Annotated in this window: 16 protein-coding genes and 1 tRNA gene; 11 read left to right on the forward strand and 6 right to left on the reverse strand. The window is 64.5% G+C overall.

What is annotated here, in order from left to right; genetic code table 11:
- Positions 1 to 106: 106 nt before the first annotated feature.
- Positions 107 to 181, reverse strand: a tRNA-Gly gene (locus O9320_13935).
- A 182-nt stretch (positions 182 to 363) separates the two neighbouring features.
- On the opposite strand from O9320_13935, the gene trxA reads away from it, so the two are divergent.
- Genes trxA through O9320_13955 form a run of 4 tightly spaced genes read left to right on the forward strand, consistent with a single transcriptional unit; the run spans position 364 to position 2,618 of the window.
- Positions 364 to 1,275: a thioredoxin gene (gene trxA, locus O9320_13940; protein ID MCZ8311948.1), complete on the forward strand. Its 912-nt coding sequence runs from the start codon at positions 364 to 366 to the stop codon at positions 1,273 to 1,275.
- Between the two features lie 14 nt (positions 1,276 to 1,289).
- A complete protein-coding gene (locus O9320_13945) occupies positions 1,290 to 1,985 on the forward strand; it encodes an LON peptidase substrate-binding domain-containing protein (GenBank protein ID MCZ8311949.1) in 696 nt (231 codons plus the stop codon).
- Positions 1,986 to 1,999: 14 nt separating this feature from the next.
- Positions 2,000 to 2,203 (forward strand): Trm112 family protein, encoded by a 204-nt coding sequence (locus tag O9320_13950; GenBank protein MCZ8311950.1) that lies wholly within the window; start codon positions 2,000 to 2,002, stop codon positions 2,201 to 2,203.
- A 28-nt stretch (positions 2,204 to 2,231) separates the two neighbouring features.
- Positions 2,232 to 2,618 carry a DUF971 domain-containing protein gene (locus O9320_13955; GenBank protein ID MCZ8311951.1) on the forward strand — a complete coding sequence of 129 codons (387 nt, stop codon included), beginning with the start codon at positions 2,232 to 2,234 and terminating at the stop codon, positions 2,616 to 2,618.
- Between the two features lie 13 nt (positions 2,619 to 2,631).
- Here O9320_13955 and O9320_13960 read toward each other — a convergent pair whose 3' ends face one another.
- From O9320_13960 to O9320_13970, 3 genes are read right to left on the reverse strand one after another with little or no spacing between them, the layout of a single operon-like run.
- Positions 2,632 to 3,972 carry a sensor histidine kinase gene (locus tag O9320_13960; protein MCZ8311952.1) on the reverse strand — a complete coding sequence of 447 codons (1,341 nt, stop codon included), beginning with the start codon at positions 3,970 to 3,972 and terminating at the stop codon, positions 2,632 to 2,634.
- The gene (locus O9320_13965; GenBank protein MCZ8311953.1) at positions 3,969 to 4,643 is read right to left on the reverse strand and encodes a response regulator transcription factor; all 675 of its coding nucleotides are present in this window, start codon (positions 4,641 to 4,643) and stop codon (positions 3,969 to 3,971) included. The genes O9320_13960 and O9320_13965 overlap by 4 nt, the downstream gene beginning before the upstream one ends.
- Before the next feature lie 19 nt (positions 4,644 to 4,662).
- Positions 4,663 to 4,956, reverse strand: a complete 294-nt coding sequence (locus O9320_13970) for a PepSY domain-containing protein (GenBank protein ID MCZ8311954.1) — start codon at positions 4,954 to 4,956, stop codon at positions 4,663 to 4,665.
- A gap of 138 nt (positions 4,957 to 5,094) precedes the next feature.
- Here O9320_13970 and O9320_13975 point away from each other — a divergent pair, with 138 nt between their 5' ends.
- Together O9320_13975 and O9320_13980 are read left to right on the forward strand one after the other, a co-directional pair.
- Complete coding sequence (locus O9320_13975) at positions 5,095 to 5,418, forward strand: PepSY domain-containing protein (protein MCZ8311955.1); 324 nt, start codon at positions 5,095 to 5,097, stop codon at positions 5,416 to 5,418.
- Between the two features lie 65 nt (positions 5,419 to 5,483).
- Positions 5,484 to 5,696 carry a hypothetical protein gene (locus tag O9320_13980; GenBank protein ID MCZ8311956.1) on the forward strand — a complete coding sequence of 71 codons (213 nt, stop codon included), beginning with the start codon at positions 5,484 to 5,486 and terminating at the stop codon, positions 5,694 to 5,696.
- Between the two features lie 14 nt (positions 5,697 to 5,710).
- On the opposite strand, the gene O9320_13985 is transcribed toward O9320_13980, so the two are convergent.
- Positions 5,711 to 6,991 carry a transposase gene (locus O9320_13985; GenBank protein MCZ8311957.1) on the reverse strand — a complete coding sequence of 427 codons (1,281 nt, stop codon included), beginning with the start codon at positions 6,989 to 6,991 and terminating at the stop codon, positions 5,711 to 5,713.
- Between the two features lie 55 nt (positions 6,992 to 7,046).
- On the opposite strand from O9320_13985, the gene O9320_13990 reads away from it, so the two are divergent.
- Positions 7,047 to 7,520: a cytochrome b gene (locus O9320_13990; GenBank protein MCZ8311958.1), complete on the forward strand. Its 474-nt coding sequence runs from the start codon at positions 7,047 to 7,049 to the stop codon at positions 7,518 to 7,520.
- Positions 7,521 to 8,016: 496 nt separating this feature from the next.
- Positions 8,017 to 9,819, forward strand: coding sequence for a translation elongation factor 4 (gene lepA, locus O9320_13995; GenBank protein ID MCZ8311959.1), 1,803 nt, complete (start codon positions 8,017 to 8,019; stop codon positions 9,817 to 9,819).
- A gap of 9 nt (positions 9,820 to 9,828) precedes the next feature.
- Here the strand turns inward: lepA and O9320_14000 are convergent, their stop codons facing one another.
- Complete coding sequence (locus tag O9320_14000; protein ID MCZ8311960.1) at positions 9,829 to 10,146, reverse strand: hypothetical protein; 318 nt, start codon at positions 10,144 to 10,146, stop codon at positions 9,829 to 9,831.
- A 131-nt stretch (positions 10,147 to 10,277) separates the two neighbouring features.
- Between O9320_14000 and O9320_14005 the strand changes: the two genes are divergently transcribed.
- Genes O9320_14005 through O9320_14015 form a run of 3 tightly spaced genes read left to right on the forward strand, consistent with a single transcriptional unit; the run spans position 10,278 to position 12,485 of the window.
- Positions 10,278 to 11,003: a GntR family transcriptional regulator gene (locus O9320_14005; GenBank protein MCZ8311961.1), complete on the forward strand. Its 726-nt coding sequence runs from the start codon at positions 10,278 to 10,280 to the stop codon at positions 11,001 to 11,003.
- Positions 11,004 to 11,031: 28 nt separating this feature from the next.
- The gene (locus O9320_14010; GenBank protein ID MCZ8311962.1) at positions 11,032 to 12,000 is read left to right on the forward strand and encodes a tripartite tricarboxylate transporter substrate binding protein; all 969 of its coding nucleotides are present in this window, start codon (positions 11,032 to 11,034) and stop codon (positions 11,998 to 12,000) included.
- An 8-nt stretch (positions 12,001 to 12,008) separates the two neighbouring features.
- On the forward strand, positions 12,009 to 12,485 hold the full coding sequence (locus O9320_14015) for a tripartite tricarboxylate transporter TctB family protein (protein MCZ8311963.1): 477 nt from the start codon (positions 12,009 to 12,011) through the stop codon (positions 12,483 to 12,485).
- Position 12,486 lies beyond the last annotated feature (1 nt).

Consider the following 12,486-nt stretch of genomic DNA (forward strand, 5'->3'; position numbering starts at 1 on the left):
AGGGAGATTGCTGCATTCGCTGGTCGCCGTCGCGCCCCTGGGCGGTTGCGGCCGCTCGACCCGCTTTTTGCGAAGCTGGCGCGCTGCTGCGCATTCTAAGGGCGGCTGGAGCGGGAAAAGGGATTCGAACCCTCGACCCTCACGTTGGCAACGTGATGCTCTACCACTGAGCTATTCCCGCCCGCGCGCCCATAGCGAAAGCGGCGCGATAATAGGCCGGGTCGCTGCAATTGCAAGACAAAAACGTTACCGAGGCCAAAGCGCGGCGGCGCCGGGGATTTGCCGGGTCAGGGGGGTTGTTTTGGCGCCCGAAACGCGCCATTTTCCCTTCATCTCGCCAAACCAAGCACGGACAGAACCCCTATGGACCAACTGATCGGGGCCGCCAAGGCCAATGCGGCCGGCGGCGACATCGTCGTCGACTCGACCGACGAGGCCTTCGAAAAGGACGTGATCGCCGCGTCGGCCAAAACGCCGGTCATCGTCGATTTCTGGGCGCCGTGGTGCGGGCCGTGCAAACAATTGGGCCCGGCCATCGAGAAGGTCGTGCGCGAGGCCAAGGGGGCCGTCAAGCTCGTCAAAATCAATATCGACGAGCATCCCTATTTCGCGCAGCAGCTGCGCGTGCAGTCGATCCCGGCGGTGTTCGCCTTCAAGGCGGGCCGCCCCGTCGATGCGTTTTTGGGCGCTTTGCCCGAAGGCGACATCCGCAAATTCGTGAAGAAGCTTATGGGCGACAAGGGTCCGTCGCCGATCGAGCAAGCGCTCGAGCAGGCCAAAGAAGCGTTCGACGCGGGCGGCGCGGCTACGGCCGCCGCCCTCTATGCGCAGATCCTGCAGCACGAACCCGGCAACGCCAAAGCCGTTGCGGGGCTCGTGAAGTGCCAGATCGCCGCGGGCGATCTCGACGCAGCAGCCGCGATGCTGGCCGATCTGCCGCCCGAGCTTGCCAAAGACGCCGAAATCGCCGCCGCGAAAACGGCTCTCGATGTGGCGCGCCAAGGCGAAAAGGCCGGCGACGTGGCCCCGTTGCGCGCCAAGCTCGAGGCGAACCCCGCCGACCACGAAACACGTGTGGCCTTGGCGCTGGCGCTGTTCGCAGGCGGTGCGGCCGAAGAGGCGATCGACCAGATGCTCGATCTCTACAAGCGCGACCGCAACTGGAACGACGGGGCCGCACGCGCCCAGCTCGTCAAATTTTTCGAGGCGCTTGGCAACACCCATCCGGCGACGATCCAGGGGCGCCGTCGCCTCTCGTCGCTGATGTTCGCTTGAGCGCGGCTCGTTAAGTGGCCGTGACCCTCGCCCGCACCGGTCTTGGCGACATGCCGGCCACATTGCCGATCTTTCCGCTGTCGGGCGTTCTGCTGCTGCCCCGCGGCCGCTTGCCGCTCAATGTTTTCGAACCGCGCTATTTGGCGATGGTCGAAGACGCGCTTGCAAGCCACGACAAGCTCATCGGCATCATCCAGCCGACCGAAAAAGAGCCGAGCGGCCGGCCGCAAGCGCTCTATCCGATCGGCTGTGCGGGCCGCCTCGTGAGCTGGTCGGAGACCGACGACGGCCGCTATCTGATCCAGCTTGCCGGCATTGCGCGCTTCGAACTCGGCGACGAGATCGCGACGATGCGCGGCTATCGGCGCGTCCGCCCGGATTTTTCGCGCTTCGAAGCCGATTTCCGCGAGCCCGAACGCGGCGGCTTCGACCGCAAGCGTTTGCTGGCGGGCCTCAAAGCCTATTTCGCGGCCGAGGGCCTCGAAGGCGATTGGGATTCGATCAGCCAAGCGCCCGACGAACGCATCGTCAGCACGCTCGCGATGCTGTGCCCGTTTACGGCCGAGGAAAAACAAAGCCTGCTCGAATGCACGACTTTGGCCGAGCGCGCCAAGGCGATGACGGGCTTCTGCGAAGCGCGTGCGGCAGCGGCGGCCTCGGGCTCAAGCGACCCGTCGGGCGGCAAGCCGCCCGGCAGCAAACTGCACTGAGGAGCCCCCAAACCATGCCCGGCACCAATGCGGTCGATCCCAAACTGCTCGAAATCCTCGTCTGCCCCGTGACCAAGGGCACGCTGCGCTACGATGCGGATGCGGGCGAGCTTGTCAGCGAAGCGGCGGGGCTTGCCTATCCGATCCGCGACGGCATTCCGATCATGCTCGTGGACGAAGCGCGCCGCATCGATTCGGCACGCGGCAGCCCGTTGTAGTGCGCCCCGTTCCGACAAGAGAGGCGTTTTGAGTTTTTCGGTCCAACATCGCCCGCTCGAAATTCGGCTCAAGAAAGCCGACAAGCGCCTCGAGATCGACTACGACGACGGCAAGCGCTTTTCGCTGCCCGCCGAATTGCTGCGCGTGGAAAGCCCGTCGGCCGAAGTGATGGGCCACGGGCCGGGCCAGAAGCAGATCGTGGCGGGCCGGGCGGAAGTGGGCATTCTCGGACTCGAGCAGGTCGGCAACTACGCGATCCGCATCAAGTTCGACGATCTGCACGACACCGGCATTTTCTCGTGGGACTATCTCTACGAGCTCGGCACGAACCAAGAGCGGCTCTATGTCGAATATCTCGCGGCCCTTGCTGCCAAGGGCCTCAGCCGCAATCCGCGCGCGAAGAAAGCGACGTAAAGCGTCGCTTCGCTCAAGCCGGCGCAGGCAGCCGAAGCACGACCTTTAGCCCGCCCAATTCCGAAGTTTCAAGCGCCACGCTGCCCTTGTAGAAAGCAACGAGCTCGTCGGTGATCGCCAGGCCGAAGCCGGTACCGGGCATCGCTTCGTCGAGCCGTGCACCACGCCGCAAGACCTCGGCGCGCGCTTCGGGCGCAATGCCCGGCCCGTCGTCTTCGACGACGCATTGCAGCTGCGGACCGCTGCGCGTCAACGACAGTCGAACATCGCGCTTCGCCCATTTGAGCGCGTTGTCGAGCACGTTGCCGACGATGTCGGACAGGTCGTCGGGACTTCCGGCGAAAGTCAAATCGGCACCGCGAAGCAACGTGCGAATCGTCCGGTCGCGATGCACGCGGCCCAGCGCATCCGCCAGGCGCAGAACGACCGTACGCGCATCGGTCTGCAGGCCGCTTTGCGCGCTCGCCGCACCCGCGCGCGCGCGCGCAAGATGGCGTTCGATATGGCCCTGCATCGCGGCACTTTGGACGCGCACGATTTCGGCCGAGGGCGGCGCGCCGCCGTCGGCTTCGTTGCGCAGCACTGCCAGAGGCGTCTTCAACGCATGCGCAAGATTGTCGGCTTCCGCGCGTGCGCGTTCGACCAGATTGCGATTGCGCGCAATCACATCTTTGAGGTCGGCCACGAGCGGTGCGACTTCGCGCGGCCAGACCTCGTCGAGTGCAGCTTCGCGTCCGCGTTTCAATTCCAAAACCGCCGCCCGCAGCCGCCGCAGCGGCGCGAGGCCGAAATGGATCTGCAACACGACCGCCAGTGCCAGCCCTGCGCCAAGGGCTGCGAGCGAAAACGCCAGCGCCGTCCGGAAAGAGGCAAGCGCTTGCGCCAGTTCATTTTCGTCCGAAGCGACCACAAGCCGCACCGGCCGCTCGAGGCCTTCCAAGCCGACGCTGCGCTCGACCGCAATCAGCGTCTGGCCGTCGGGTCCCGCAAGACGATGGCGGTGGATTTCCCCAGGCTTCAGTTCGTCCGGTGGATTCGGCAACGTGAAATCCCACAAAGAACGGGACCGCAGCATCGGCCGACCGGCAACCTCGATCTGCCAATAGCGTCCGGAATAGGGACGGTCGTAGAGGCTGTCAGGCAGTGCACGCGAGAGACGAACCGTGCCGTCGGGCACGGCCTCGATCGCTGCGACGACATGGTCCATGTCGTCGATCAGGTGCGACTCGAGGATCGACGCTGCCTGCCCACGAAAGATCTCGACGAGGCCGAAACCCGCCCCGACGAGCGCTGCGCACAGCCACAGCAGTGCGGCGGCGGCAAGACGGCGCTGGATCGACCCCGCCTTGTTCACGAGGCACCTTCCGGCGGCGCGCGCAGCCGATATCCGCGCCCGCGCACCGTCTCGATCGCATCGACGCCGAGCTTGCGCCGCAGGCGCCCCACGAACACTTCGATCGTGTTGCTGTCGCGGTCGAAATCCTGCGCGTAGATATGTTCAGTCAGTTCGGTGCGCGAGACAACGGCCCCCGGACGATGCATCAAATACGCAAGGGTTTTGTATTCCTGCGCCGTCAACGCGACCGGCATGCCGTCCACATCGACGCGCCCGCTGCGCGTGTCGAGACGGATCGGTCCGCAGCTCATTTCGGCGCTCGCCAAGCCCGCCGCGCGCCGGACGACCGCACGCAGCCGCGCAAGCAGCTCGTCCATGTGGAAAGGTTTGGCAAGATAGTCGTCGGCGCCCGCATCGATCCCCTCGACCTTTTCGGTCCAGCCTGCGCGCGCCGTGAGGATGACCACGGGGATGCGGTTTCCGGCCCGCCGCCATTGCCGCAGCACCGTCAGACCGTCGATCTTCGGCAGGCCGAGATCAAGGATCGCTGCGTCGAACGGTTCGGTCGCACCCAAAAACGCCGCTTCCTCGCCGTCGGCCGCACAGTCCACGGCATAGCCGGCGGCCTTGAGGGAGGCTGCGACCTGTGTTGAGAGAGTGGGGTCGTCTTCGACGACAAGAATGCGCATGGGTGGAAGCGTACTCCGATCAGCGGGCGAGGCGTTCGAGCGTTCGGGCGTCGTAGTACAGCTTGCGGCGATTGCCGTCGGGCGCAAGCAGCTTGATCTCGTAGACGTAGCTCCCGCCTTTGCGCTCAAGCTCGACATCGACAACCCGGCCCGGCGCGTCGCGCGCGACGGCTGCAAGCAGCTTGTCGAGCCCCACAATCTCGCCGGCTTCGCGCGCCCGGCGCGCACGCTCGTGGTCTCCGTCGGCAAAGGCGGGGACTGCCGACGCAAGCAACGCGACCATCGCCATCAATGCAAGCAACCTGCAAAACATCGAATTCATCCTTGCATATTGCAGTCCCGAATCTGAACGGCAGATGAACGGCGCACTCACGCCCCGTTCAGTCGCAAGCGCGCATATTCGCGTCGTTCCCCGGCATTCCGCCGGGCGAATAGACCGGAGATCGCCGCCATGAAAACAAGTTTTGCCTTTGGACTCGTCGCTTTGTCGCTGCTCGCCGCACCTTCTTTCGCATCGGAGCGGGAGCGCAGCGCGCCCGCCGCCGCCCCGAAGCTCACGCTGGGCGAGGTCGATCCCCGAGTCCGCGAAAACGGCTACTTGGCCGTTCGCAGCATCGAACTGAAACGCGACGGCAGCTACGAAGTGAAGGCGATCGACGCCGAAAATCGTCGCACCTCGATCCGCGTGGACGGCAACACAGGTGCGTTTTCCCCCGACGACGATGGGCGCCGGTCGGGTACGCGCGAGCGCCGCGACGGCGGCGATCGCCGTTGAGCCTTCAGCCCCGGCGCCGGGTTGACCGGCGCCGGGACCAACCGCCACGCTCGGGAGTACCGCCCATGTTTGCAACGCCCCAATCTGCCGTGCCCGGCAATCTTGCCCGTCTCTTCCACTGGATCATGGCCGCCATGATCCTCGGTCTCTTCGCGCTCGGCAGTGCGCTCGAAGAGTTCCCGCGCGGATCGGCGCGCGATTTCGGCATGATGCTGCGTGACTCCTCCCCGTCCCGAAATACGGGGCTTCGGTTCGCACTTCGCGCGAAAGACCGCTGACGCGGCCCTTCGGCTCACGCCGCAACCTTCTTGAGGCTTGCGCCTATTGGTTTCTGCTTCGCAGACCGCCTATTGGCGAGGTCTCCACAGACTGCCAGCGGAAGTCCTCCGCCAGTGGTTTCGTTGACATACGCGGCAAGGCCGCGCTTGAGAACAACATTCGCCGCATTCACATCGGCATGCGCCTCGAAGCCACACGCAACGCAGCGGAAATCTGCCTGCGACAGCCTCGAGGCTGTATCGACGTGATCGCATTCCGAGCAGGTCTGCGACGTGAAACGCGGATCGACTTCGACTACTCGGCATCCATGCCATTCGGCCTTGTAGCCGAGCTGGCGCCGAAACTCACCCCATCCTTTGTCGAGGATGGCGCGGTTGAGGCCGGATTTCTGAGCGACATTCCGTCCTGGCTCTGCTGCAGTTCCCGCAGCAGAGGCCGTCATTTTCACTACATCAAGCTTTTCGAGGACGATCAGGCCGTGGCTCTTGGCAATCCGATGCGTCAACTTGTGCAGCATGTCCTTGCGTCGACGCGCCATACGCGCCTTGTGCCCCGCAATTCGTTGAATCGCCTTGCGGCGGTTATTCGAACCGCGCTTCTTGCGCGATAGAGATTTCTGCAGACGGCGCAAGCGCAACTGCTCACGCGGACCTTCGGTCGTTTGGCCATGGGCTTCACCCGTCGAGAAAACGAACGGGGAGGCCACGCCGCGATCGATGCCGATGGCTGTCGCCAGCGGATCTTGCGCGGAGCGTTGCGACGCCGGCTTGACCTGTCTTTCGACCGAAAACGACGCGTACCAGGCTGCGCCATCGCGCGAAATTGTGAGATTTTTGATTTTTCCGCAAAGCGGACGGTGAAGACGGATCGCGAGAGCGCCGAAGTCTTTTCTAGTTTTGCCGAATTTCGGCGCGATCAGCGCTGGCGACGTCACGTTGACATGAAATTGCTTGGGATCAGGGAAGCGGAAGCTCTCGGCTCTGCCGCGGCGGCGGTAGCGCGGATAGCCGGCCCGGCCGTCGAAGAAATTCGCGAAAGCGCGATCAAGGTCGCGCAGCGCCGACTGCAGACAGTGGGAAGGGATGTCGTTGAGCCAAGGCGCTTCGGCTTTTAGAGCGGGTAGCTCATTCACTTGCGGGACATAGCCAATGGCGCGGCCGCGCCGACTGAAACGCTCGCGCTGTTCGAGTGCCAGATTGTAGACGAAGCGGCACGCACCGACGATCTGCCGGAAGAACGCTTCCTGGGCAGGCGTTGGGTAGATGCGGTAGCGATAGGCTTGGCGGCGGAGCATGAGGCAATTTATAATACTTTAAGATGAATTGTTAAGTATAATTTTTTAAATTAGGTTGTTAATTTCAACGGCAAGCCGATATGGTTACGCGTCCGCAAACTCCGCCCTAAAGGACGGAGTTTGCGCGGTCGAAAGAGAGGATCAATCCTTCGGTCTGCTCTTCGTGGCCCTACTGTTGGTACGCCTCGGCGTGCGGCCTACCGCGGCCACGACTGGGTCGGCCTTCGGCCGCTGGAGTGCGCGCGCGATGCATGCGGCCCTTTATGCGCTGATGTTTGCAACGCCGCTTGCCGGGCTCGGCAATCAATGGGCGCGCGGTCGCGCATCGGACTTCTTCGGTATGGTGATGCTGCCCTCGCCTTTGGCGCCCGACCGGGCGCTGGCCAAGATGTTTGGCGAAATCCACGAAACGGCAGCTTCGGCGATCCTCGTACTCGCCGGCATCCATGCGCTTGCGGCACTCTGGCATCACTTCGTGCGCCGCGACGACGTGCTGCGCAATATGCTGCCAGGCAACGGGCGCAGCTGAGCCCACGCGACGGCGCCGGGCAAGCGAGCCCTTGCTTCTCGCCCGGTACCGTCCGCGTCGGTTGCGCAATCGAATGCGCAGCAAGAAAACTTCGTACCTGGATCTTTTAAAGATAAAAGCTATTTTTCAATAAAAAGAAAATTAGCTTAGTTCTTGAAATATACTCGTCTTTATGCTCGAATCATCCATCGCCGTCGGGGTCGTACCCGGCTTCGTGCGCTGTTTGATAAGTGAAGAAATACGAACCGGAACGCAGACGCATCGCGTTTGCCCCCGCAACAGGTAACCATGAATCGTCATTGTGGTTACATGCGAGGAATATCAATGCTTTAAACCGGAGACGGTCGCGGTTTGTCGCGTTTGGTAACCTATTTCGAGCGCTGCACCTGTTGCGTTGCGGCAAGTTTGTTGCCTCGCGGCCTCGAGCCACCTATGTTCCCGCACCCGGCCTTGCCCCCCGCCCGTGCCGGGTTTTGCTCCAACCGCTGCAGGCGCCATGACCGAACTTTCGCGCATCCGCAATTTCTCGATCGTCGCCCATATCGACCACGGCAAATCCACGCTCGCCGACCGGCTGATCCAGTTCTGCGGGGCGGTCGAATTGCGCGACATGCAGGAGCAGATGCTCGATTCCATGGATATCGAGCGCGAGCGCGGCATCACGATCAAGGCGCAGACCGTGCGTCTCGACTACAAGGCCAAAGACGGCACCGACTATGTGCTCAATCTCATGGACACGCCGGGCCATGTCGATTTCGCCTACGAGGTGAGCCGGTCGCTCGCAGCATGCGAAGGCTCGATCCTGGTCGTGGACGCAAGCCAGGGCGTGGAAGCGCAGACCCTGGCCAACGTCTACCAGGCCCTCGACGTGGGCCACGAGATCGTGCCCGTGCTCAACAAGGTCGATCTGCCGGCCGCCGACACCGAGCGCGTCAAAAAGCAGATCGAAGACACGATCGGGCTCGACGCGTCGGACGCCGTCCCCATCTCGGCCAAGACCGGGCTCAATATCGATCTGGTACTCGAAGCGTTGGTGAAGCGCCTGCCCGCCCCGACCGGCGATGCGGCCGCACCCTTGAAGGCCTTGCTGGTCGATGCGTGGTACGACCTTTATCTGGGCGTCGTGCTTCTCGTGCGCATCAAAGACGGCAAGCTCGCCAAGGGCATGAAGATCCGCATGATGAACGGCGGCTCGACGCACGACGTGGAGCGCGTGGGCGTGTTCAAGCCCAAGCTCACGGATTTTCCGGCGCTGGGGCCCGGCGAAATCGGCTTCGTGACCGCCGGCATCAAGGCGGTCGCGGACGTCGCCATCGGCGATACGATCACCGAAGAGCGCCGGCGTGCGGCCGAGCCGCTCGCGGGCTTCAAGCCGTCGCTGCCCGTGGTGTGGTGCGGCCTGTTCCCGGTCGATCCAGCGCAGTTCGAGCATCTGCGCGAGAGCCTCGGCAAGCTGCGCCTCAACGACGCGAGCTTCGTGTACGAGCCCGAAAGCTCGGCGGCCTTGGGCTTCGGCTTCCGCTGCGGGTTCCTGGGCCTCCTGCATCTCGAAATCGTGCAGGAGCGCCTGTCGCGCGAATTCGACCTCGACCTCATCGCGACGGCGCCTTCGGTTGTATATAAAATCCACATGACGGACGGCAGCGTGCTCGACATGCACAACCCCGCCGACATGCCGGACGCGGTGCGCATCGACCACATCGAGGAGCCGCGCATCAAGGCCACGATCCTGGTGCCCGACGAGCATCTGGGTGCCATCCTCAAGCTCTGCCAGGACCGCCGCGGCATCCAGCAGAACCTCACCTACGTGGGCAGCCGCGCCATGGTCGTGTACGACCTGCCGCTCAACGAGGTGGTGTTCGACTTCTACGACCGTTTGAAGTCGGTCAGCCGCGGCTATGCGAGCTTCGACTACCAGATGTCGGAGTACCGCGAAGACGAACTCGTGCGCCTTTCGATCCTCGTCAACGCCGAGCCGGTCGACGCGCTTGCGATCATCGTGCATCGCACCCAGGCCGAGAGCCGCGGGCGCGCTTTGTGCGTGAAGCTCAAGGAGCTGATCCCGCGCCAGATGTTCGTGATCCCGATCCAGGCCGCGATCGGCGGCAAGATCGTGGCGCGCGAAACGATTTCGGCGCTCCGCAAAGACGTGCTTTCGAAATGCTATGGCGGGGACGTTTCGCGCAAGCGCAAGCTGCTCGACAAGCAGAAAGAAGGCAAAAAGCGCATGCGGCAATTCGGCCAGGTCGAGATTCCGCAATCGGCGTTTTTGGCGGCCCTCAAAGCCCGCGACGACTGAAGCGCACTTTTAGCGCCAGCCGGGACGGCGGCGGCGGCGCGGGGTCTGGCTGCGCGCAGCAAGAGCCAGCCCCAGTCCGACAACGGCGAAAATCAGTGCTGCGGGCGACTGCAGCAGCGGGAACACGACGTACTCCCACAAAGCCGGGTGCACGTGCCGCACGATCCCGGGCTCGAGCAGAAGAAGCGAATCGCGGTGGATGTCGGCCCAGACCTGGCCGAGCGGCGTGGGATCGAAGCCGCCCGTATCGAGCACAGCAAGCCCGTCGCGCACGCAAAACCACAGCGCGAACGCCAGCAAAACCCACCCCAAAACGCGCAGCAGCACCAAAAGCGGCTCCCCGACCGACGACGTGGCGCAAAGGTTAGTCGATTTGGCGGAATTGCGCGAGTACCGCCAAAGCGGTTGAAGCGGTCCTGGCAATCCTCTAGTCTTATAGAGGACTTTGGGAGGGACAAATGCTGGCATCCGACCGGCGCCTGCCGATCTATCTGCGCATCCAGGACGCGCTGGCGGCCGACATCGCCGCCGGCAAATGGCGCCCCGGCGAGGCGATTCCGGCGGAAGAAGCGCTCGCCAAGCGCTTCGGGGCGGCCGTGGGGACCGCGCGCAAAGCCATCGAAGGGCTCGTGGCGCAAGGCCGGCTCGAGCGCCACCAGGGCCGCGGCACCTTCGTGCGGCGCGCCGATTTCGGCAACATGCTGTTCCGCTTTTTCCGGCACACGCATGCGGACGGCACGCCGCTGCGCCCCACCGCAAAACTGCTCGCCCGCCGCAAAAACAAGGCCGACGCCGCGACAGCACGGCGCCTCGCGATTCCGGCGGGCACGTCGACGATCGAATTGTTCCGGCTGCGCCTGATCGAGGGCGCACCCATGCTCGCCGAAGAGATCGTCGTGCCCTATCGGCGCTTCGCCCCTCTGCTCGATCTTGCCAAAGATGCGTTCGGCGACCTGCTCTATCCGCTCTACGAAACGGCGTGCGGCCAGATCGTCGTGCAGGCGCGCGAACATCTGCGCTTCGGCCAAGCACCCGCGCACATCGCCAAGGCGCTGTGTTTGGCCCCCAAAGCGCCGGTCGCGATCGTCGAGCGCACGGTGTTCGCGGCCGACCGCCATCCGCTCGAATTCCGCGTCTCCTACGGGGCGGCCGAGCGTTTCAGCTACACGATCGACATAAAATAGCGAAACAAACAAACGGAGGAAAAAGCCCATGTTCGCATCCGCCAGAACCTTCGCCGCGATCGCCGTCGCGGCCCTTGCAGCCCTGCCAGCCGCAGCGCAGCCAGCCTATCCCGCACGGCCGATCACGCTCATCGTGCCCGCCCCGCCCGGCGGCGGCACGGATCTGTTCGGCCGCCAGCTCGCCGAAATCGTCGAGGCCGAGTTCAAGCAGAAGCTCGTCGTCGAGAACCGCGCAGGCGGCGGCGGCACGGTCGGCGTCACGCAGATCGTCGCGGCCCAGCCCGACGGCTACACGCTGGGCTTCATCTGGAACTCGCCGCTGACCACGAGCCCGCATTCGCTGAACGTGCTCTACACGCCCGACCGCTACGCCGCGATCATGTCGATCGGCTTCTCGTCTTACGTGCTGTGCGTGCAGCCGAGCTTCCCGGCCGATACGGGCGCGCAGTTCCTCGCCGAAGTGAAAGCCAATCCCGGCAAGTACACCTACGGCAACGACGGCGTGGGCGGCACCATGCAGCTCGCGGCCGAGCGCATCTTCGCCGCCGCAGGGGCGCGCGTGCGGCCCGTCCCCTTCGGCGGGGCCGGCGAAACGGCGCGCAATTTCCTGGGCGGCCATGTCGACATCTATGGCGGCTCGCTGCCGCCGATCCTCCCGCATGTGCAGGCGGGCCGCGCCAAATGCCCGCTGCTCACCTCGGCCGAAGGCAATCCGTCGCTGCCCAATGCGGCAGGCCTCGGCTCGCTCGGCATGGGCGCCGAAGAAACCGTTTTGTGGTGGGGCCTCATCGCACCCGCCCGCACGCCCAAGCCCATCCTCGACCGGCTCGAGGCCGCGTTCTCGGCTGCGGCCAGCAGCACCAAGTTCGGCGAAGCGATGGCCAGCCAAGGGGCAAGCGTGCGCGTACGCGGCTCGGCGCAAACGAGCGCGATGATCCGCGGCGAGCTCGACGCGTTGGGCAAGGTCGCCCAGGCGCTCGGCATCCAGCGCCAATAGAGGCGGCGATGCCGGCACCCCAAATTCGGCAATGGGTCGGCGATGCGGCGGTGGGGATCGTCCTCGCTGCCGCAGGCGGCTCGTATCTGTGGCTCGCGCAGGCGCTGCCGAAGGCGGCAAGCGAGCCGGGGCCCGGCGCCTTGCCGCGCTTTTTGGGGATGGCGTTGATCGTCGTGGGCGTCGGCTGCACGCTGCGCGCCTGGCGCGCGCGAAGGGCCGAAGACGAAGCCGCAATCGTCGCGTTGTGGGAGCGCAATGCGCTGGCCTGCGCCATCGCACTGCTGGCAGCATGCTTCGCCTTCGAACCGGTCGGCTTCGTGCCAACGGTGGCACTGTTCTTGGGCTTCGTGTTCTGGCGCTTGGGCGTTTTGAAGCCGATCGCGGCGGTATTCGCGGGGGCGGCGGGCGCCGCGATTTTGTGGAGCCTCTTCAGCTTCGCCCTCGGCGTGGGCTTGCCTGCGGGCCTTCTCGGAATGGGAGGCTAGC

Source organism: Magnetospirillum sp. (assembly GCA_027532905.1).
In the GTDB taxonomy this organism is placed as follows: Bacteria; Pseudomonadota; Alphaproteobacteria; order CACIAM-22H2; family CACIAM-22H2; genus Tagaea.